Raw genomic sequence first — 20,462 nt, forward strand, 5'->3', positions numbered from 1 at the left:
CTTGACCACAGCGATGGTGCTGGCGGCGGGTCTTGGCAAGCGCATGCGGCCGATCACCGACACCATGCCGAAGCCGCTGGTGCGGATCGCCGGCAGGACCTTGCTCGACTGGGGGCTGGACAGTCTCGAAGCGGCCGGCGTCGAGAAAGCCATCGTCAACGTGCACTATCTGCCGGACCAGATCGTCGCCCATATCGCCCACAGGCGGGCGCCAAAGATCGTCATTTCCGACGAGCGCGACGCGCTGCTGAATTCGGCGGGTGGCATCGTCAAGGCATTGCCGCTGCTGGGTGCCGAACCCTTCTACATCATCAACGCCGATACGTTCTGGATCGACAGCGGCCAGCCCAGCCTCGAGCGCCTTGCCCTTGCATGGGACGGCGCGAAAATGGATATTCTGCTGATGCTTACCGATCTCGACTCGGCCACCGGACACGGTGTCGGCACGGATTTCCTGATGGCGCCGGATGGCGGCCTGCGGCGCTCGAAAGGCGATCCGGCCGGGTTGATCTATGCCGGAGCGGCAATCGTCAATCCCGCCATCTTCAGGGATGCGCCGGCCGGGGCGCATTCGCTCAACACCTATTTCGACAAGGCAATCGCCTCTGGCCGTCTGTTCGGCATGCAGATGCGCGGAAGCTGGATCACCGTCGGCACTCCCGACGCCATTCCGCAGGCGGAAGCGGCGGTCGCCGACGCTCTCGCGAAGGTGGTATGAGCGGCGCGCGCCGCGTTCTTTCGATCCCGCCCGGAGCGCCATTCCTGCCGACTCTGGCCGAGGCCTTGCTGGCCGGACGGCTGGTGCCCGGCTTCCGGTTCGACGGCGATCCGCTGGCGCTGGCTGATGTCACCATCTATGTGCCGACACGGCGCGCGGCCCGTGCGCTGCGCGGCGCTTTTGTCGACGCGCTTTCGGGACCGGGAGGGAGCCGCCGTTCGGCGATCCTGCCGGTCATCCGCCCGCTCGGAGAGTTCGACGAGGACGAAGCCGCCTTCGACGCCGGCACGCCGACCGAGCTTGAAATGGCGCCGCCGATCGCAGCCATCGAACGCCTGCTGCTACTGGCGCCGCTGGTGCGGGCCTGGAAGCGCACCTTGCCGGCGCATGTCCTTGATATGTTCAACGAAGAGATCGTCGTGCCGGCCTCCGCCGCCGATGCGATCTGGCTAGCGCGTGACCTCGCCCGGCTGATGGACGAGATCGAAACCGAAGGCACGGACTGGACCAGGCTTGCCGATCTGGTCACCGGCAATCTTGCCGGATGGTGGCTTGTGACGCTCGATTTCCTCCGTATCGTCACCGAGGCCTGGCCGAAATTACTGGAGGAGCGCGACCGCTCCAACCCGGCCGCGCACCGCAATGCGCTGATCCGGCGCGAGGCGAAGCGGCTGGAACGCAACCCGCCCAAAGGCCCGGTGATCGCCGCCGGCTCGACGGGCTCTATTCCCGCCACGGCCGAACTGCTTGCCACGGTCGCCAGCCTGCCCAACGGCGCCGTGGTGCTGCCCGGGCTAGATGGGATGCTGGACGAACCGTCTTTTGCCGCGATTGGGGCGCCCGGTGCGCGGCCGGCACTGCTTGGCCACCCGCAATACGGCATGGCCAAGCTGATCGGCAAGATTGGCGTGCTGCGTGGCGATGTCGAGGAAGTGGTCTCCGCCGAGCCCGCACTGGCGCTCCGCGCGGCCCTTGTCGGCGAGGCGCTGCGGCCGGCCGAGACCACGGAATTATGGGCCGAGACCCGCATATGCTTCAACGCCGTAGACATCGCCGAGGCCTTCGCCGACGTGACGCTGGTCGAAGCCGCCAGCGAACGCGACGAGGCGGCGGCGATCGCCATCGCGCTGAAAACCGCCGTGGAACAGCCGGGGCACAGGGCAGCGCTCGTTACCGGCGACCGCGGGCTGGCGCGGCGCGTCTCGGCCGAGCTGTTGCGCTTCGGTGTGATCGCTGACGATTCCGGCGGCACGCCGCTCGCCAACACGCCTGCAGCCAGCCTGCTGCGGCTCACACTTCACGCGGTATTCCGGCCCGGCGATCCCGTCGACCTTTTGTCGCTGCTCAAGCATCCGCTGCTCGGGCTCGGACTTGAGCGCACCGGTGTGCGCCATGCCGCCGAGCTCATCGAACTCGTGGCGCTGCGCGGCGGCACCGGACGCCCCGACATCGCCGCCTTGCCAGCACTGTTCGAGGAGCGTCTCGCCGGGCTGAGCGGGGACAAGCGCCAGCCCTTCTGGTTTTCGCGCCTGAGCGTGCGCGGCATCGACGATGCCCGCGATATGCTGAGCCGGCTTGTGGCGGCGCTGGCGCCGCTGACTGCCTTTCGCGGTGAAGAGAATGCCGATCTCGTCGCGTTGACCAGAGCGAGCGTCGCCGCGCTGGAAAATCTCGGCCGCACGGCGGAGGGCAGCCTGGCTGAATTTTATGCCGGCGACGCCGGCGAGAAACTCGCCGAGCTGCTGCGCGGTGTGGTCGCCGCGTCTGCATCGTTCGACTTCCCGGCCGACGAATGGCCTGATGTGATGGACGCGCTGGTAGCACCGGAAACGGTCAAGCCGGGGCAAGGCACAGACCGCAACATCGCGATATGGGGCGCGCTGGAGGCACGGCTGCAGAGCGTCGACACGCTTGTCATTGGCGGGCTGAACGAAGGCGTGTGGCCACGCAAGCCGGAAAGCGATCGCTTCATGTCGCGGTTGATGAAGACCGGCATCGATCTCGAGCCGCCGGAGCGGCGCATCGGCCTTGCCGCCCACGACTTCCAGATGGCGATGGGGGCGAAAAAGGTGGTGCTGACGCGCTCCGCCCGCGCCAGCGACGCACCGGCGGTGCCGTCGCGCTGGTTGCAGCGCATCCTCACCTTCATCGGCAAGGATCCTGCAGCCGCACTGCGCGGACGCGGCGACGAATTGCTTGCCTGGGCGCGCGCGCTCGATGCCGGCGAGCGGCAGCATTTCGCGCCGCGACCGCAGCCGAAACCGCCGCTGAGCATGCGGCCCACCCACTTCTCGGTGACCGAGATCGAGACGCTGCGCCGCGACCCCTATGCGGTCTATGCCAAGCGTATTCTGAGCCTTCTGCCGCTCGAGCCGGTGATCCGCGACCCCGGCGCGGCCGAGCGCGGCACGCTGTTTCATGACATCCTGCATCTGTTCTCGACAGAGGTGGCGGATCCCCGCGCGCCCGAAGCTCTGGAACGCCTCATCGCTGCCGGCCGGACCTGCTTTGCCGAGATCGCCCTGCCCGCCGACGTCGAGGCTGTGTGGTGGCCGCGCTTCGAAAAGCTTGCCGCCAACATCATCGAATGGGAGCGCGGCCGCGCTCCCGCCGTCGCCCGGCGGCATGCCGAGGAGCGCGCCGAAAAGACCGCTGTCGGCCGCACCGGCGTGACGCTGTCCGGCTATGCCGACCGCGTCGACCTTTTGGCCGGCGGCATGGCCGACATTCTCGATTACAAGACCGGCTCCTCGCCGTCCAAGGCGCAGGCCCACACGTTGCTGGCGCCACAGCTGGCGCTCGAAGGGGCGCTGCTCCGGCGCGGCGCCTTCAAGGGGCTTGGCGCGCGCGAGCCCTCCCAGCTTGCATTTGTGCGGCTGAAGCCGAATGGCGAAGTGTTCGAGGAATCCATCCTCGACTACAACCGCCAGCCCCGGACCGCCGAAGACCTCGCCGAGGAGGCCTGGGCGCGGCTGGAAAAGCTGCTGGTCCATTATGCAGATCCGACGACCGGCTACCTGTCGCGGGCGCTGCCGTTTCGCGAGGGCGAGAGCGATGGCGATTACGACCATCTGGCGCGCGTGCTCGAATGGTCGGCCGGCGGCGACAGCGATGACGAGGCGGGGGAGGCATGAAAAAAGCCTATCCCATCCCCAGCGAAACCGCCGCCAGCCAGGCGCGCGCCTCCGACCCGAAGAACTCGGCCTGGGTGTCCGCCAATGCCGGCTCGGGCAAGACGCATGTGCTGGCCCAGCGCGTCATCCGGCTGCTGCTCAACGGCACCGATCCGTCGAAGATCCTGTGCCTGACCTATACGCGGGCGGCCGCCGCCAACATGTCGAACCGCGTGTTCTCGACCCTGTCGGAATGGACGGCGCTCGGCGATGCCGAGCTTGCCACAAAGATTGAGGCGGTGGACGGCCGCCGACCCGACCGCGACACGATGCGGCGGGCGCGCCGGCTGTTTGCCGAAGCGCTGGAAACGCCGGGCGGGCTGAAGATCCAGACCATCCACGCCTTCTGCGAATCGGTGCTGCACCAGTTTCCGCTGGAGGCCAACATCCCGGCGCATTTCGAAATGCTCGATCCGCAGATGGAGGCCTCGCTGTTTGCTGGCGCCCGCCGGGACATGATTTCGGGCACGTCAGCCGGAGACACCGGACTGGCCGAGGCCTTTGCCACCGTGCTGGAGCGCGGCGGCGAACACGGACTCGATGCGCTGCTCGCCGAAATCGTGCGCAAGCGCGACGGCTTACGCGGCTTCATCGATGCGGTCCGGCGCGACGGCGGCGGCTTTCAGGCCCTGTTCGACGAATTCCATTTTCGCCCCGGGCAGAGCGCCGAAGACATAGCGGCATCGGTATGGCCGCTGGCGGGTTTCCTGCCGGACTTCTTTGCAGTGTTCGCCAGTGCCGCCGAGGCCGCCGACGCCCGCACCGTGCTCAACAATCTCTTGCCCTATGCCCGCTTGGCCTTTGCCGAGACGGACCCGACCCGCCGGCTGCAGATGCTCGGCAAAGCCTTTCTCAAGGCCGATGGCGACCCCTATGATCCCTCAAAGTTGTTCAAGAAGGCGCTGCTCGGCCGGCTGCCCGACCTTCCCGAGCGCTATCTGGCGGCCGTCAATGCGATAACAGAGGTCTCCGACCGGCTGGCGCTGTTCCGGATGCTGGAAGGCACGGTCGCGGCGTTGACCATAGCCGACTGGCTGATCGTGCGGTACGAGCGCCTGAAGCGCAGCCGCGGCTTTCTCGACTTCAACGACCTCATCACCCGCACCGTCAACCTTCTGGCGCGGCCGGATGCCGGACCCTGGGTGCAGTACAAGCTCGACCAGGGTATCGACCACATCCTGCTGGACGAGGCGCAGGACACCAGCCCCGACCAATGGGAGGTGGTGAAGCGGCTGGCGGAGGAGTTCTTTGCCGGCCACGGCCAGCGCGGCACGACCAATCGCACGGTGTTCGCCGTCGGCGACGAAAAGCAGTCGATCTATTCCTTTCAGGGTGCCGCGCCGGATTCCTTCGCCGACAGCCGGCTCTTGTTTTCCGGACGCGTGAACGCCGCCAATGCTTCGTTTGCCGACCTGAAACTGACCTGGTCGTTCCGGTCGACCGACGACGTGCTTGCCGCCGTCGACCGCGTCTTTGCCGATCCGGGCGTGCGGCGCGGCATCAGCCATGACCCCGATCCGCTCGACCACAAGGCGATCCGCAACGACGCGCCTGGCTATGTCGAGGTCTGGCCGTCGCTCGGCGCTGACGCCGTCGAGGAGCCCGACGACTGGACGCTGCCGGTCAATCATGCCAGCGCGCCGGCTGTGCGGGTGGCCGAGCACGTGGCTGCGGCCATCCAGACCTGGCTCAAGGACCGCGAGATCATCGAGGGCAAGGGACGCAGGCTGAGGGCCGGCGACATACTGGTGCTGGTGCGCAAGCGCGACCGCTTCGTCCATGCGCTGTCGCGCGCGCTGAAGGACCGCGATATTCCCGTCGCCGGCGCCGACCGGCTGAGCCTGCCCGGCCACATAGCGGTCAAGGACCTGATCGCACTCGGCCATTTCCTCATCCAGCCGCAGGATGACCTGTCGCTCGCCGCCGTGCTGCGCAGCCCGGTTTTCGACGTGTCGGAGGAGACGCTTTTTACGCTTGGCGCCGGACGGCCAGCCGGAACATCGCTGATCGCCTCATTACGCCAGCATGCTGGCGACAATACCGCGCTGACCAATGTCGTTGCCCGGCTCGACGGCTGGGCCAACGAGGCGGCGTTCCGGCCGGTGTTCGAATTCTACGCCGGGGTGCTGGCGCGCGACGGCCTGCGCAAGAAGATGATCGCCCGGCTTGGACCGGAAGCCGGCGATATTCTCGACGAGTTCCTGAGTTTCTGTCTGGCCGAAGAACGCACCGGCTTGCCGGGGCTGGAGGCTTTCCTGGCGACGCTGGAAAACACCGGCCCGGAGATCAAGCGCGAGATGGACCAGACGCGCGACGAGGTCCGCGTCATGACCGTGCATGCCGCCAAGGGCCTGGAAGCGCCTGTTGTCTTCCTGGTCGATGGCGGTTCGGCGCCGTTCAGCGACCAGCATCTGCCGCGGCTCATGCCGTTCGACGCTTCGGGCCGCAATTTCGACGGCAAGGGCTATCTCTGGCGCTCGGCCGCCGATGTCGCCAACGGCTTCTCCAAGGCGGCCTCGGCCAGGGCGCGGGAGCTTGCCGACGACGAATACCGGCGGCTGCTCTATGTCGGCATGACGCGCGCCGAGGACCGGCTGATCGTCTGCGGCTATCACGGCAAGCGTCAGCCCAGCACCGGCACCTGGCATTCGATTGTCAGCCGCGCGCTGCTTGCCGCGCCGGAAAGCACGGAGCGCCGCCACCCCGCCAGCAGCGAGCCGGTGCACCGTTTCGTCATGACCAAGCTTCCGCCGGTGGCGCAAGCGGCAGCCGACGAGTCGCGGCTGCCGCAACAGGTGCCGCCGCTGCCGGTGGGCTTGTTCCGGCCCTTGCCGCCTTATGAGGAGCTGCCGCGCCCGCTGTCGCCTTCCGGCGCGTCGGCGCTGATCGACGAGGCCAAGGAAGCTGTTGTCGATACCCGCTCGCCGGTGCTGGACAGCGAGGCGGAGCCGGGCTTTGCGGTGATGCGCGGGCTGGCGCTGCACAAGCTGCTGCAGATGCTGCCCGGTTTTGCCGAAGACGAACGGCAAGGCGCGGCGGCGCAGTATCTCACTCGAGCCGGCGCCGACTGGCCGGAGGCCGAGCGCAACAAGGCGCTGGCTTCGGTGATGGCGATCCTCAGAGATTCGCGTTTTGCCGGGCTGTTTTCGCCGTCGTCCCGCGCCGAAGTTGCTGTGATGGGCAGCCTTGAGGTCAAGGGCAGGCTGCGCTCGATCTCCGGCAAGATCGACCGGCTGGCGGTGACGCCCGGGCGCGTATCGATCGTCGACTACAAGACCAACCGGCCGGCGCCCGCAGGCCTGGCCCAGGTGCCGCCGGCCTATATCCTGCAGCTGGCGCTCTACCGCGCGCTGCTCCAGCCGCTTTACCCCGGCCGCGCGGTGACGGCAGCACTGCTGTTCACCGAGGCACCGAGGCTTATCGAACTGCCGGTGCAAGCGATGGATGACGCCCTTGCCCGACTCACGGGAGCGTGACACAAGTTCTGCTTGAAGAAGGGCTGCTGAACCACCACATTTGGTGCGAGATAAATTTCGAAAGGATTTTCGTATGGCCACCGTCAAGGTCGACAAGAGCAATTTCCAGGCCGATGTGCTCAACGCCTCGCAGCCCGTCGTCGTGGATTTCTGGGCCGAATGGTGCGGCCCCTGCAAGATGATCGGTCCGTCGCTGGAAGAGATCGCCAACGAACTCGGCGACAAGATCAAGATCGCCAAGCTGAACATCGACGAGAACCCCGAGCTTGCCGCCCAATTCGGCGTGCGCTCGATCCCGACGCTGATGATCTTCAAGGGCGGCGAAGTCGCCGACATGAAGGTCGGCGCCGCGCCGAAGACAGCGCTGTCGCATTGGATCAATGGCAGCCTCGCCTGATCCTGTAGGAGTTTCTGAAGTTAAGCCCGGCCCTCGCGCCGGGCTTTTCTTTGGCGTTATCGCCTGACCTCTCTGGCCCTCGCGCCTGAAGGCTCCATGTCTTCTGCTTGAGGCTGGACAGGAGAGACAACAATGACCGGATCCGCCAAGGCCACCGTCTTCATCGACAACGAGCGCGTTATTGTCACCGAGTATCGGTTCCAGCCCGGCGACAACACCGGCTGGCATCGCCACGGCCACGACTATGTCGTGGTGCCGCTGATGGACGGCAAGGTGAAGCTGGTGACCAAGGACGGCGAGAGTTTTGCCGAGATGAAGAAGGGTGCGCCCTATTTCCGAAAGGAGGGCGTCGAACACGACGTCATTAGCGCCAATGACGGCGAGTATGCCTTCATCGAGATTGAGCTAAGGTGATGGCTTGCCATCCTCTGCCATCTTGATGGCTCGTCCTAAATGGGGGATATATTTTCTCGAAGGTATTTTGAAATGGCCGAACCCCGGCTTTCCGTCCGCAGCGCAAAAGCACGAGATCTTGCGCATCGTCTTGCTCATCGCGAAAACCGCTCGATAGCGGATATCGTCGAACGCGCGCTTGAATCCTATGAGATTCGGGAGGCGGGGCGAGAACCGGCGTCCACCTTCTACTCCCGCCTGACGGCAAGCAGTGGCGCGGATATCGATCTGGAAGAAATCATCCGGAAAAGCCGCAAGGTCCATACAGGGCCGGAGCTTTGATCCTCGTCGACACCAACACAGCTCACCAGTCGGCGATGCGGTCGCCGCCGGCGAATTGCGCGCTTTTTGCGGTGTATTCGAACAGCTCGATCTTCACGCCGTTGGGATCTCGGATCCAGGCCTGAAAGGTGTCGTCGCAGGCATGCTTCTTGGCGGTAACGTCGATGCTCTTCGATTTGATGTGGGCGATCGCCGCGTCTAGATCTTCGACCTCAAGGCAGAAATGATTGATCTGGTTCTGCTCGCTATATGCAGTGCCGTCCTTCTGGAACACCTCGACATGGCTGCGGCCGCCGCAATTGAGGTAGAAGCCGAAGATCTTGCCGTCGCGCAGGAAATTGAACCGGGTGTCGAGGCCAAGCACGTCGCGGTAGAAGCTTCGCGTCGCTTCGAGGTCGTGCGCAAAGATGCAGACATGGGCGAGCTGCTTGACCTTGATCATGTTCGGCTCCTCGCAGTGAATAGCTTCAGGTCGGCGGCGTGCCGTTCTCGGCCAGCACCGCGCCGGCAAGATACAAGGAACCGCCGATCAGGATGCGCGGCGCCGGCCCATCCCAGGTGTCGCGCAACAGCATCAGCGCGCTGGCGACGGAACTAACCGGTTCAGCGGTGAGGCCGGCTTCGGTCGCCCGCACCGCCAGCTCGTCATTCGGCACGCCGGCATCGCTCCTGCTCACCGGCACGGTGTAGACATGCCGTGCCAGGCCCTTGAAGGCGTGGAAGTAGCCGCTCTGGTCCTTGGTGTTGATCATGCCGGAGATCAGAAACAGCGGCCGCGGGTTCTTTTCCTCCTGCTCGGCCAGCGCCTCGGCAATGACCATGCCGGCGCCCGGATTGTGGCCGCCGTCGAGCCAGATGTCGGCGCCCTTGGGCGCCAGCTCCATCAGCCGGCCCTGTACCAGTTTCTGCATGCGGCCCGGCCATGCGACGCTCGCCATCGCCTTCTCAGTGGCGCGATGACTGATTTCGAAACCGGCGGCCTTGACGGCGGCAATCGCTGCCGCCGCATTGGCGAACTGGTGGCGCCCGGGCAGGCGCGGTGGCGGCAGGTCCATCAGCCCGTCCTCATCCTGATAGACCATGCGGCCGTTTTCCTCGAAGGCGAGAAAATCCTGGCCGTAGACGAAGGTCGGGCAATCCAGCCGCTCGGCGGTTTCGATCAGCACTTGCAGCGCCGTCTCGCTCTCCTGCGCGCCGATGACCACCGGGCAGCCGCGCTTCATGATGCCGGCCTTTTCGGCGGCGATCAGTTCGACCCGGTCGCCGAGATAGGCTTCGTGATCCATCGACACCGGCATGATCACCGACACCGCCGGCCGGGCAACGACATTGGTGGCGTCGAAGCGGCCGCCAAGGCCGACCTCGATGATGGCGGCGGCAGCCGGATGTTCGGAAAACAGGATGAAGGTGACGGCGGTTAGGATTTCGAAGACGGTGATCTTCTGGCCTTGATTGGCCCGGGCGACGCGGGCGATGGCCTCGGCGAAGGTCTCGTCGTCGACCAGCCGGCCGCCGCCCTCGGCCGCCAGTCGGTAGCGCTCGGCCCAGTTCACCAGATGCGGCGAAGTGTGGACATGGACAAGGTGGCCGCCGGCTTCCAGCAGCGCGCGCGAAAAGGCCGCGCACGAGCCCTTACCGTTGGTGCCGGCGATATGGATGACCGGCGGCAGCCGCTCCTGCGGATTGCCGAGGCGTTCGAGCAGCCTTGTGATGCGGTCGAGCGAAAGGTCGAAGCCTTTCGGATGCAGCGCCATCAGGGCTTCGATTTCACGATCTGCGGCAAGCGTTGTCATGAGCGAATCCTACGCATGCGCGCAGGTGCACGCAATCGCGGTTTGCGGCCAGAAATGTCGCGTCAGGCCTGCGGGCGGGCTTCCGTCGGGATGACCGACGGCGGCAGGATTTCCGGCTCCAGCGGCTTTTGCTCCTGCGGCAGTTTGAGCAGGATTTTCAACAGCCGTGAAATCGTCTCGCGCAGTTCCAGCCGCGACACCACCATATCGACCATGCCGTGCTCCATCAGATATTCGGAGCGCTGGAAACCGTCCGGCAGTTTCTCCCGGATAGTCTGCTCGATGACGCGCGGGCCGGCGAAGCCGATCAGCGCGCCGGGCTCGGCGATATGCACGTCGCCCAGCATGGCGTAGGAGGCGGTGACGCCGCCGGTGGTCGGGTTGGTCAAGACGACGATGTATGGGAGGCCGGCTTCCTTCAGCCGATCGACGCCGATCGTGGTGCGCGGCAACTGCATCAGCGACAAGATGCCTTCCTGCATACGCGCGCCACCGGAGGCGGCAAACAGGATCAGCGGCCGCTTGCGCTGCAAGGCGACCTCGAAACCGTGCACAATGGCGTCACCCGCGGCCATGCCGAGCGAGCCGCCCATGAAGGCGAAATCCTGCACCGTCACTACAACCGGCAGGCCCTCGACCGTGCCCAGCGCATTGATGATGGCGTCTTCCAGGCCGGTCTTGGCCTTGGCGTCCTTCAGCCGGTCCGTGTAGCGCTTCTCGTCGCGGAACTTGAGCGGGTCCTGCATGACCTTGGGGTTCTCAAGCTGCTCGTATTTGCCGTCGTCGAGGAAGAATTTCAGCCGTTCCTTGGCCGAAATCTTCATGTGATGGCCCGATGACGGGATGACGAACTGGTTGGATTCCAGGTCCTTGTGAAACACCATCTCGCCGGTCTCGGGATCCTTGATCCAGAGATTCTCGGGCATGTCGGTGCGCCGGCCGAGCATCGAATTGATCCTCGGGCGAACGTAATTGGTGATCCAGTTCATCGCTTCGGCTCCTGTCCTGACGAAGAGTTGGTTCGTGCATGTCGCCCAAAAGTGGGAACCGGTTTTGGGATAACGACTTGCACAAGGCCTAAGTAGGGAAACTATTCGGCAGCAGCAAGGCGGGCCGAACGCACGCCCTGAGACAGTCCGCTGACCAGGGTGGCGACGGCCTCGGCCGGGTCGGCGGTCTTCTCGCCCTTCGGTCCCAACACATTGGCGACCGCGTTGACGATCGCGGTGCCGACGACGACGCCATCGGCATTGGCGCCGATAATGCGCGCCTGCTCGGCGGTCTTGACGCCGAAGCCGACGCAGACTGGCAAGTTGGTGTGGCCCTTGATGCGCTTGACCGCGGCGGCAACCTTGCCGGTGTCGGCCAAAGCCGAGCCGGTGATGCCGGTCATCGACACGTAATAGACGAAGCCCGACGTATTCTGCAGCACCTTGGGCAGGCGCTTGTCATCGGTGGTCGGCGTTGCCAGGCGGATGAAGTTGATGCCGGCCTTCAGCGCAGGGATACAGAGTTCCTCATCCATCTCCGGTGGCAGGTCGACGACGATCAGCCCGTCAATGCCGCTGGCAATCGCGTCCTTAAGGAAGCGGTCGACGCCGTAGATGTAGATCGGGTTGTAATAGCCCATCAGGACGATCGGCGTCTCATTGTCGCCAGCGCGGAAATCAGCCGCCGTCTTCAGCGTCTTGACCAGCGTCTGGCCACCTTTCAGCGCGCGCAGGCCCGCGGCCTGGATCGCCGGGCCGTCGGCCATCGGATCGGAAAACGGCATGCCCATTTCGATGATGTCGGCGCCGGCCTTCGGCAGCGCCTTCATGATCGACAAAGCGGTGTCATAGTCGGGGTCGCCGCTCATGAAATAGGTAACGAGCGCCGGGCGTCCCTCGGCTTTCAGTTTCGCCATGCGGCGGTCGATGCGGGTCACCATGATCAGATCTCCATGCCCAGCATCGAGGCCACTGTGTGCACATCCTTGTCGCCGCGTCCCGACAGGTTGACGATGACGATCTGGTCCTTGTCCATATCAGGCACGATCTTCACCGCATGCGCGATGGCGTGGGCGGATTCCAGCGCCGGGATGATGCCTTCGACGCGCGTCGTCAGCTTGAAGGCTTCCAGCGCCTCGTCGTCGAGGATCGGCACATATTCGACGCGGCCGGTATCGCGCAGCCAGGAATGTTCGGGGCCGACGCCGGGATAGTCGAGGCCGGCCGAGATCGAATGGCCGTCCATTATCTGGCCATCGGCGTTCTGCAGGAGATAGGTGCGGTTGCCGTGCAGGACGCCTGGCGCGCCGGCATTCATCGAGGCGCAATGCTCGATGCCGTCGAGGCCGCGGCCGCCGGCTTCGATGCCGATGATGCGGACTTGCCTGTCGTCGAGGAAAGGATGGAACAGGCCGATGGCGTTGGAGCCGCCGCCGACAGCCGCGATGATGGTGTCGGGTAGCCGGCCTTCCTGTTCGAGGATCTGGGCGCGCGCCTCGATGCCGATCACCGACTGGAAGTCGCGCACCAGCTCCGGATAGGGATGCGGGCCGGCGGCAGTGCCGATCAGGTAATAAGTGTCCTCGACATTGGTGACCCAGTCGCGCAACGCCTCGTTCATGGCGTCCTTCAGCGTGCCGTGGCCGGCGGTGACCGGCCGCACTTCGGCGCCGAGCAGCTTCATGCGGAAGACGTTGGGGCTTTGGCGGGCGACGTCGGTGGCGCCCATATAGACCACGCAGGGAAAGCCGAAGCGCGCCGCGACTGTGGCCGCCGCCACGCCGTGCTGGCCGGCGCCCGTCTCGGCGATGATGCGCTTCTTGCCCATGCGCTTGGCGAGCAGAATCTGACCGAGGCAATTGTTGATCTTGTGCGAACCGGTGTGGTTCAGGTCCTCGCGCTTGAAATAGACCTTGGCGCCGCCCCCGAGGCCCTTCGCCGAGGAAACCTCACGAAGATGTTTGGTCAGGCCTTCGGCGAAATACAGCTTTGACGGCCGCCCGGCATAGTGGGTCGAGAGGTTGGTCAACTCAGCCTTGAAGTCCGGATCGTTCTTGACCTCGTTCCAGTGCCGCTCGAGGTCGAGGATCAGCGGCATCAGCGTCTCGGCCACGAAGCGGCCCCCGAAGATGCCGAACATGCCCTGTTCGTCGGGTCCCGTGCGGAAGGAATTGGGTGTCGCCGGCTTGTTCATCGCCGATCTCCTGGTCTTGGTTCTGAGCATGTCTTATCGGAAAACCGGTTCCCACTTCTCCGGAACATGCTCGGGTTCGAAAGAAGTGCCTCAGGCAGCGCGGTCGTCGCGCGCGGCCCTGACGGCCCGGAAGAACTGCTCGATCAGCGCCGGATCCTTGACGCCCGGGCCGCTTTCCACCCCCGACGAAATGTCTATCGCGGGCGGATTGGCTGATATCAGGGCGTCGCCGATATTGGCGGCGTTGAGCCCACCGGAAAGCATGTAATCGAGCCCGGCGTCAAGGCCGGCCAGGATGCGCCAGTCAAAGGCGACGCCATTGCCGCCCGGAAGTTGCGAGCCCTTTGGTGGCTTGGCATCGAACATGAAGCGATCGGCAACGCCGATGAACGGCTTTAGCCGCTCGAGATCGGCTACCTCACTGACGGAGAACACCTTCATGACAGGCAGGCCGTAGCGAGCTTTCACCTCGGCCACCCGCTCGGGCGTCTCCGTGCCGTGCAACTGCAGCATGTCGGGGCGCATCTTCGCGACGATCTCATCCAGGAACGCGTCATCGGCATCGACCGTCACGGCGACCGCCCTGGCCTTGCCGATTGCCGCCTCGCGCAGGCGGCCGGCTGCCGCAGGCTCGACATAGCGCGGGCTTTTAGCAAAGAAGATGAAGCCGACATGGCTGGCGCCGCCGGCCAGGGCCGCGGCCATTGCCTCATCGGTCTTCAATCCACAGATCTTGATATCGAGCGCCATGGCGCGGGGATTGGCACGAAACCGGCCAAGAGTCGAGAAAAAGCATGCTGTTTGCCGGCAACGCCAAAGGCGCTACCTATTGATGGGAGAAGCAAGGCGGAGCAGACGAATGGCCGACCAGAGCATAGCCGAACTCAGGCAGAAGATTGCGCAAGCCCGCGACGTCATCGCCCATCTGATGCAAAAGGCCGCCTTCGACGGGGCAGAAGCGCACCGGGTCCTGGATTATTTCGGCAGCGATGCGTTCGAGCAGAATTTCCTGCCATGGCCGCGCCTTGGCGACGAAGGGCTGCGGCCTGAAGAGCTTAATGCGGCCAATGATGATTGAGCGCGGCGCCGGCGCAGGCTAATCGAACACAATCGCCTGCAATGCCCCACCATTCCGCTTCAGCCAGTCCTTGCAGCGGTCGGTATCGGGACAGAGCTGCTCGCACAATTTCCAGAATTTCGGGCCGTGGTTCATCTCCTTGAGATGCGCCACCTCATGCGCGACCAGGTAGTTTATCACCGGCGTCGGCGCCATCATGATGCGCCAGGAGAAGGACAGATTGCCATCGGAAGTGCAGGAACCCCAGCGGCTCGACGTGTCCTTGAAGCGGATCGCCTTGGCGCGCTTGCCGATGGCCTCGGTATGCTTGACCACCAGCTTCTCGATGTCCTTCTTGGCCTCACGCTTGAGGAAATCGGCGATGCGGCGCGGCAAATGTATCCGCTCGCCATGGACGATCAGCAGCGGACCGCGGTCGTCGCGCGACACGGTGACGGTGCCGCGTTTCGACGGTTCGTGGACGATGCGATGCGCGACGCCGCGTATCGGGATCTTGATGCCGGGGCGCACTTGCGGCCGTGTCGGCACCTTGGCCAGACGCTGCTCCAGCCAGTCCTGGTGGCGGTGAAGGAATTTCTCCACCTCGCCGCGGCGCAGGCCCGGCGGCACGGTGATGCGCAGCCCCTGGCCGCCCGAATCGATGCGCAGCGTCAGCCGCCGTGCGCGGGCGCTCTCGACGATCCTGAGCGGCAGTGTGCGGCCGGCAACGACGTGCTCTCGCTCTTCGACAGGCGAGGGTTTTGGTTTGGTCAGGTTGCGGAAAAAGCCGAAGGACATGGCTGAACGATACGCGATTCGAGGAAAACGACCAGAACAAAAAAGAAACGGCGCCGCTCGCGCGACGCCGTCCATCATGCCAAGGCCTGTCTTACAGCGCCGCGCGTCTCTGACGCGCACAGGACGCTGTAGCACTCTAATTTGGCGCATGAACCTTTCCGAAAATCGGTTCCGATTTTCGGGGTCATGCGCGCAGCCTCAGTCGTCAAGCAGGTTCGGGCCCTTGCGCTTGGGGGTCGCGGGCTTGGCCGTTTCGGCCGAGCCTGTTTTCGCAGGCGCCGTCGACTTGTTGCGGTTGGCCATGAAGCGGTCGAACTCGTCCTGGTCCTTGGCGCGGCGCAATTCGCGGGCGTACTCATCGAACTCGCTCAGCATCTCGTCGAGCTTGCGACGCTCTTCGGCGAGGCGTTCGAGTTCCTTCTCGCGCCAGTCGTCGAAAGCGACATTGCCGGTGCGAGCCGAACCGTGGCCCCAGCGCGCGGCCTTGTCGGAACCGCGGCGGCAGCCGGCGAAGATGCCGTCCGTGGCTCGGTTGACGTCGCGCTTGAAGCCGTCAAGCCGGTCGCCCCAGATGATGTAGGCGAGCATGGCGAAGCCAAGCGGCCAGAACACCATGAAGCCGATCACCATCAGCGCGATGGTCGCCGGCGTCCAGGCCGGGCGGATCAATGCGGATGTGTTCATTTTCTCCCATTCCTTCGGTTGGAGACAGCCAAGAGCGGCTGCGTGGATTCGAAATGGGATGAGAAAAACGGCGATTCAAGACAACGCCCGCCAAAACCGGACAACAGCCTGAAATGATTATTGCTTTTTGAGCGCTTCGAGGAAAAGCACGACCAGGCCAGCGACCAGGCCCCAGAAGGCGGCGCCAACGCCGAACAAAGTCAGCCCCGACGCGGTGACAACGAAGGTGACCGTGGCGGCCATGCGCTGGTCCTCGTCCTTGAGGGCGATCGACAGCGCGTTGGCGAGCGATCCCATCAGCGCCAGGCCGGCTACCAGAACGATCAGGCTCTGCGGCAGGACGGCGAAGATCGCCACCAGCGAGGCGCCGAAAACCGCGAAGATCAGATAGGCAAGTGCATAGAAGGGTCCGGTCTTCCAGCGCTCGGCCGGGTCGGGATGCACGTCCGGCCCGGTGCAGATCGCCGCAGAGATCGCGGCCAGATTGGTGGTCGAGCCGCCAAACGGCGCCGACAGCAGCGAGAACAGGCCGGTGACGCCGATCAGCGGGCCGGGTTCGGGGTGAAAGCCGGCGGCGCGCAGGACGGCGAGACCCGACAGGTTCTGCGACGCCATGGTGACGAGGTAGAGCGGCAGCGCCAGGCCGATGACAGCTGCGGCGCTGAAATGCGGGGCAATCAGCGTCAGCGTCGACAGTTCCGGCGCCGGCAGTCCGCCGACGCGGCCTGTCAGGAAGGCGGCGATGCCGCCGCCGATCAGCACCGCCAGCACCGACAGCGCCGGGTTGAACAGGCGAATGACGAAGAAGGCCGCGATCAGCGGCAGGATCAACCAGGGGTCGACCGGAATGGTCTTGACGGCATTGAGCGCGAAGGTGACGACGATGCCGGCCAGCATGCCGGACGCGACCGACGTCGGTATCCTTGATATAAGCTGGGTCAGCGGCTTGAACAGGCCGGTGGCGATCAACATTAGGCCGGTGACGATGAAGGCGCCGACCGCATCGGCCATGGTAAAGCCGCTCGATGCCGCCATCAGCGCCAGGCCTGGTGTCGACCAGGCGGTGATGATGGGCATTTTCGTGCGCCAGGACAGCCACAGGCATTCGATCGCCATCGCCACGCACACTGCTGTCACCCAGCTCGCGGTTTCGGCCTGGGTGGCGCCAACCGCCTTGGCGGCGGCAATGACGACGGCGAGCGTGCCGCCGAAGCCGACGATTGCCGCGACAAAGGCGGATATCGGGATGGAAATGCGCATTCTTGCCTACCCCGCCCGCTGAACCATGTCGCCCACCGCCCTCAGCAGCATGTCGAGATCCTGCGGCCGCGACAGCCGGTGGTCGCCGTCGGGAATGAGCGACAAGGTGACGTCGTCGGCCGGCAGCAGCGAGACCAGCTTCAGCGCATGGCTTGCCGGCACGTCGGCGTCGGCCAGGCCCTGCAGGATGTGGACGGGGCAGTGGGTATCGATCGGCCCGGTCATGACCCGGTTCGCCCTGCCGTCCTCGATCAGCGCGCTTGTGTAGATGTAAGGCTCGTCGGAATAGTCCGAAGGTTCTTCGAAAAAGCCTTTCTCCCGGAGGTCGCGCCTCTGTTCCTCCGTCAGAGCCGGCTCGACCAGCTCGGCGGTGAAATCCGGCGCCGGCGCGAGCAGCACCAGGCCAACCACATTGCTGTCGCCCGCCTTGCGCAGTTCCTGCACCATGCGCAGCGCGATCCAGGCGCCCATCGACGAGCCGACCAGGATTTGCTTGCCCTCGGTGAAACGCCGGAAGACGGCGAGGCTCTCGCCAAGCCATTTCGAAATGGTGCCGTCGGCAAAGGCGCCGCCGGATTCGCCATGGCCGGAATAATCGTGGCGCAGATATGCGCGGCCTTCCCTTGCCGCCCAATCCGACAACGTCTGCGCCTTCGTGCCCAGCATGTCGGATTTATAGCCGCCGAGCCAGACGATGCCGGGCGTTGCGCCCGAGGAATGGCGAACCGCGATATCAATGCCGTCGACATCCAGCAGGGTTGGGGTGGTCGCGGTCATGGCTGTGGATCAATCCTGGTTCTGGGGGCCTGATTGCGGGAGCCTGATTTTACTCGCCGGTCTTTTGACACAGGCACAGGCGAGGCGGAAAGTGCTCGCGACATCCTTTGTTTGGTGCAGGCCTGCGATCAGGGTGATTTTCTGTCAGCGCTGTGCTATTGACTCCGCCCGCGCGCTCACCACATTGGCGCGTCCCGAACATTTCTAGATTTGAACCCTGAACGAAACGGCCAAGGAGACCACGACCATTCGCAGACCTTTCAAAGCAGCGGCGCCCACCAAGGATGGCCCGCGCTCAAACCGTGATATCCGGGTTCCCCGGGTCCAACTGATCGACGCCGATGGCCAGAACCGCGGCGATATTTCCATCAACGACGCATTGCTGCTCGCCGAAGAGGCAGGGCTCGATCTGGTCGAGATCTCGCCCAATGCGGTGCCGCCTGTCGTCAAAATTCTCGATCTCGGAAAATTGAAATACGCCAACCAGAAGAAGGCGGCCGAGGCGCGCAAGAACCAGAAGGTCATCGAGATCAAGGAGATCAAGATGCGCCCGAACATCGACAGCCATGACTACGAAACCAAGATGAAGGCCGTGCGGCGCTTCTTCGAGGAAGGTGACAAGGTCAAGCTGACGCTGCGCTTCCGCGGCCGCGAGATGGCGCATATGGAACTCGGCATGCAGCTCCTGAACAAGGTGCGCGAGGAGACGGCTACCATCGCCAAGGTCGAAGCCGAGCCGAAGCTGGAAGGCCGCCAGATGATGATGGTGCTGGCCCCGCGCTAGATCAGTTCGGGCGTTGCGCTCTAAATCCGCCTGAATCCTGTCTCATGGCGTCCCGGCGATCGGCGGGACGCCGATTCTCCTGTCCAGACGCCGCGATCGCCGGCAAAGCTTCTCGACGATCGGATTCCCGACATGGCCAATGAAATCAACCCTGCGCCCATCAAGGAGCTGGGCGGCTACCAGCACATGCGCCGGATGGTGCTTGCGGTGCTGGTGGTGGTGCTGTTTGCGGCACTGCTGTTCGGCCAGTCGACCTTCCCGCCCGATACCCCGGTGCATGAAACGATCGAGATGGTCGGCGTGCTGCTGATCTTCCTTGGCGTCGTCGGCCGCTTGTGGTCGACACTCTATATCGGGGGGCGCAAATCCTCCGAAGTGGTCACCGGCGGACCCTATTCGATCACCCGCAATCCTCTCTACGTGTTCTCGACCGTTGCCGCCGCCGGCGTCGGGGCGCAGATCGGCTCGTTCTCCGGCATCGTCCTGTTTGCGCTTTTGTGCGCCGCCGCCTTCCACATCGTCATCCTGCGCGAGGAACGGTATCTCAAGGAGGTTCTCGGCGCGCCCTACACAGCCTATCTGGCGCGGGTGCCGCGTTTCTTCCCCAAGCTGTCGCTCTACCAGGAAGGCGACACCGGCAGCTTCAAGCCGCGCCTCTTGCTGACCACCTTGCTCGACGGGCTGGTGTTTCTGGTGGCGTTGCCGGTGTTCGAGACCATCGATGGCGCCCAGCAATCGGGCATTCTGCCGGTGCTGTTCAGGCTGCCCTGATCGCGGACAGAGCGTCGCAGCCGCTCGGGTGTTGCGCGCCAGCCCGCTTTGACGTATAGGACCGCCGTTCCAAGAAAACCGCCCGGCAGGGCATGCCGTGGCGGTTTCATTTGCTTTTCGGGCTTTTGGTCCGCCCGAAGCGAACAAGAAGCGCGATTGTGCGCCACCAATACGGAGTAGCAAAATGCCCAAGATGAAGACCAAATCGGCCGCCAAGAAGCGGTTCAAGATCACAGGTACGGGTAAAGTCCTGTCGGCTGCGGCCGGCAAGCGTCACGGCATGATCAAGCGTTCCAACAAGTTCATTCGAAATGCCCGCGGCACGATGGTTCTGGCTGAACCGGATGGCAAGAAGGTCATCAAGAATTTTCTGCCGAACGGCCTCTGAGCATTCGGTTTCAGGAACAGCGTTTAAGGAGATCATGACATGGCACGCGTAAAAAGAGGCGTCACCTCGCACGCCAAGCACAAGAAGGTCCTGAAAGCCGCGAAAGGCTTCTACGGCCGCCGCAAGAACACCATTCGCATCGCCAAGCAGGCGGTCGAAAAGTCGATGCAGTATGCGTATCGCGACCGCAAGAACCGCAAGCGCTCGTTCCGCGCGCTGTGGATCCAGCGCATCAACGCCGCGACGCACGAGCATGGCCTGACCTATGGCCGCTTCATCGACGGCCTCAACAAGTCCGGTATCGAGATCGATCGCAAGATCCTGTCCGACATGGCCATCCATGAACCGCAGGCGTTCGCCGCACTCGTGGCCAAGGCCAAGGTCGCGCTCGAATATCTGAAGAACACCACCCCGAATGCTTTTGAAAGCGCTGTCGCCTAAGACCAGCGCTTCCCAGCATTCGCAATT

The 20,462-nt window shown here is 64.4% G+C and carries 21 protein-coding genes; 11 read left to right on the plus strand and 10 right to left on the minus strand.

Features of this window, described 5'->3' with window-relative positions; all coding sequences use genetic code 11:
• The first annotated feature begins 13 nt into the window (after positions 1-13).
• The 6 genes from NLY43_RS17540 to NLY43_RS17565 all read left to right on the plus strand — a co-directional run bounded on the left by NLY43_RS17540 (position 14) and on the right by NLY43_RS17565 (position 8,499).
• Entirely contained in the window at positions 14-718 is a 705-nt protein-coding gene (locus NLY43_RS17540) for a nucleotidyltransferase family protein (RefSeq protein WP_031199014.1), read from the plus strand.
• Positions 715-3,852: a double-strand break repair protein AddB gene (gene addB, locus NLY43_RS17545; protein WP_023687433.1), complete on the plus strand. Its 3,138-nt coding sequence runs from the start codon at positions 715-717 to the stop codon at positions 3,850-3,852. The genes NLY43_RS17540 and addB overlap by 4 nt, the downstream gene beginning before the upstream one ends.
• A complete protein-coding gene (addA, locus tag NLY43_RS17550; protein WP_023710428.1) occupies positions 3,849-7,367 on the plus strand; it encodes a double-strand break repair helicase AddA in 3,519 nt (1,172 codons plus the stop codon). Before addB ends, addA begins: the two co-directional genes overlap by 4 nt.
• 73 nt (positions 7,368-7,440) lie before the next feature.
• Entirely contained in the window at positions 7,441-7,764 is a 324-nt protein-coding gene (gene trxA / locus NLY43_RS17555; protein WP_023672297.1) for a thioredoxin, read from the plus strand.
• A gap of 132 nt (positions 7,765-7,896) precedes the next feature.
• A complete protein-coding gene (locus NLY43_RS17560; RefSeq protein ID WP_023696001.1) occupies positions 7,897-8,178 on the plus strand; it encodes a cupin domain-containing protein in 282 nt (93 codons plus the stop codon).
• Between the two features lie 72 nt (positions 8,179-8,250).
• The gene (locus NLY43_RS17565) at positions 8,251-8,499 is read left to right on the plus strand and encodes a hypothetical protein (RefSeq protein ID WP_023696002.1); all 249 of its coding nucleotides are present in this window, start codon (positions 8,251-8,253) and stop codon (positions 8,497-8,499) included.
• A gap of 22 nt (positions 8,500-8,521) precedes the next feature.
• Here the strand turns inward: NLY43_RS17565 and NLY43_RS17570 are convergent, their stop codons facing one another.
• From NLY43_RS17570 to NLY43_RS17595, 6 genes are all read right to left on the minus strand, one after another.
• Complete coding sequence (locus NLY43_RS17570; RefSeq protein WP_023696003.1) at positions 8,522-8,941, minus strand: VOC family protein; 420 nt, start codon at positions 8,939-8,941, stop codon at positions 8,522-8,524.
• A 25-nt stretch (positions 8,942-8,966) separates the two neighbouring features.
• Positions 8,967-10,292 (minus strand): bifunctional folylpolyglutamate synthase/dihydrofolate synthase, encoded by a 1,326-nt coding sequence (locus tag NLY43_RS17575; RefSeq protein ID WP_023696004.1) that lies wholly within the window; start codon positions 10,290-10,292, stop codon positions 8,967-8,969.
• 62 nt (positions 10,293-10,354) lie between these two features.
• Positions 10,355-11,281: an acetyl-CoA carboxylase, carboxyltransferase subunit beta gene (accD, locus tag NLY43_RS17580; RefSeq protein ID WP_023687437.1), complete on the minus strand. Its 927-nt coding sequence runs from the start codon at positions 11,279-11,281 to the stop codon at positions 10,355-10,357.
• A 101-nt stretch (positions 11,282-11,382) separates the two neighbouring features.
• Positions 11,383-12,222, minus strand: coding sequence for a tryptophan synthase subunit alpha (trpA, locus tag NLY43_RS17585; RefSeq protein WP_023710427.1), 840 nt, complete (start codon positions 12,220-12,222; stop codon positions 11,383-11,385).
• Positions 12,223-12,224: 2 nt separating this feature from the next.
• Positions 12,225-13,475 (minus strand): tryptophan synthase subunit beta, encoded by a 1,251-nt coding sequence (gene trpB / locus NLY43_RS17590; protein WP_023710426.1) that lies wholly within the window; start codon positions 13,473-13,475, stop codon positions 12,225-12,227.
• 90 nt (positions 13,476-13,565) lie between these two features.
• Positions 13,566-14,225, minus strand: a complete 660-nt coding sequence (locus NLY43_RS17595) for a phosphoribosylanthranilate isomerase (RefSeq protein WP_023681392.1) — start codon at positions 14,223-14,225, stop codon at positions 13,566-13,568.
• Between the two features lie 109 nt (positions 14,226-14,334).
• Here NLY43_RS17595 and NLY43_RS17600 point away from each other — a divergent pair, with 109 nt between their 5' ends.
• Positions 14,335-14,553 (plus strand): hypothetical protein, encoded by a 219-nt coding sequence (locus tag NLY43_RS17600; protein WP_023710425.1) that lies wholly within the window; start codon positions 14,335-14,337, stop codon positions 14,551-14,553.
• A gap of 18 nt (positions 14,554-14,571) precedes the next feature.
• On the opposite strand, the gene NLY43_RS17605 is transcribed toward NLY43_RS17600, so the two are convergent.
• The 4 genes from NLY43_RS17605 to NLY43_RS17620 all read right to left on the minus strand — a co-directional run bounded on the left by NLY43_RS17605 (position 14,572) and on the right by NLY43_RS17620 (position 18,051).
• Positions 14,572-15,330 carry a M48 family metallopeptidase gene (locus NLY43_RS17605; protein WP_023710424.1) on the minus strand — a complete coding sequence of 253 codons (759 nt, stop codon included), beginning with the start codon at positions 15,328-15,330 and terminating at the stop codon, positions 14,572-14,574.
• Between the two features lie 198 nt (positions 15,331-15,528).
• Positions 15,529-16,014, minus strand: coding sequence for a DUF2852 domain-containing protein (locus NLY43_RS17610; protein WP_023672286.1), 486 nt, complete (start codon positions 16,012-16,014; stop codon positions 15,529-15,531).
• 117 nt (positions 16,015-16,131) lie between these two features.
• Positions 16,132-17,274, minus strand: coding sequence for a benzoate/H(+) symporter BenE family transporter (locus NLY43_RS17615; protein WP_023710423.1), 1,143 nt, complete (start codon positions 17,272-17,274; stop codon positions 16,132-16,134).
• Positions 17,275-17,280: 6 nt separating this feature from the next.
• A complete protein-coding gene (locus NLY43_RS17620; RefSeq protein ID WP_023710422.1) occupies positions 17,281-18,051 on the minus strand; it encodes an alpha/beta hydrolase in 771 nt (256 codons plus the stop codon).
• A 247-nt stretch (positions 18,052-18,298) separates the two neighbouring features.
• Here NLY43_RS17620 and infC point away from each other — a divergent pair, with 247 nt between their 5' ends.
• The 4 genes from infC to rplT all read left to right on the plus strand — a co-directional run bounded on the left by infC (position 18,299) and on the right by rplT (position 20,435).
• On the plus strand, positions 18,299-18,835 hold the full coding sequence (infC, locus tag NLY43_RS17625) for a translation initiation factor IF-3 (protein WP_023744911.1): 537 nt from the start codon (positions 18,299-18,301) through the stop codon (positions 18,833-18,835).
• Positions 18,836-18,967: 132 nt separating this feature from the next.
• The gene (locus tag NLY43_RS17630) at positions 18,968-19,606 is read left to right on the plus strand and encodes a methyltransferase family protein (protein WP_023710421.1); all 639 of its coding nucleotides are present in this window, start codon (positions 18,968-18,970) and stop codon (positions 19,604-19,606) included.
• Between the two features lie 184 nt (positions 19,607-19,790).
• Positions 19,791-19,994, plus strand: a complete 204-nt coding sequence (rpmI, locus tag NLY43_RS17635; RefSeq protein ID WP_006201248.1) for a 50S ribosomal protein L35 — start codon at positions 19,791-19,793, stop codon at positions 19,992-19,994.
• Between the two features lie 39 nt (positions 19,995-20,033).
• A complete protein-coding gene (gene rplT / locus NLY43_RS17640) occupies positions 20,034-20,435 on the plus strand; it encodes a 50S ribosomal protein L20 (RefSeq protein ID WP_023672281.1) in 402 nt (133 codons plus the stop codon).
• Positions 20,436-20,462: the final 27 nt, after the last annotated feature.

It is taken from the genome of Mesorhizobium sp. C416B (assembly GCF_030323165.1).
Taxonomy (GTDB): domain Bacteria; phylum Pseudomonadota; class Alphaproteobacteria; order Rhizobiales; family Rhizobiaceae; genus Mesorhizobium.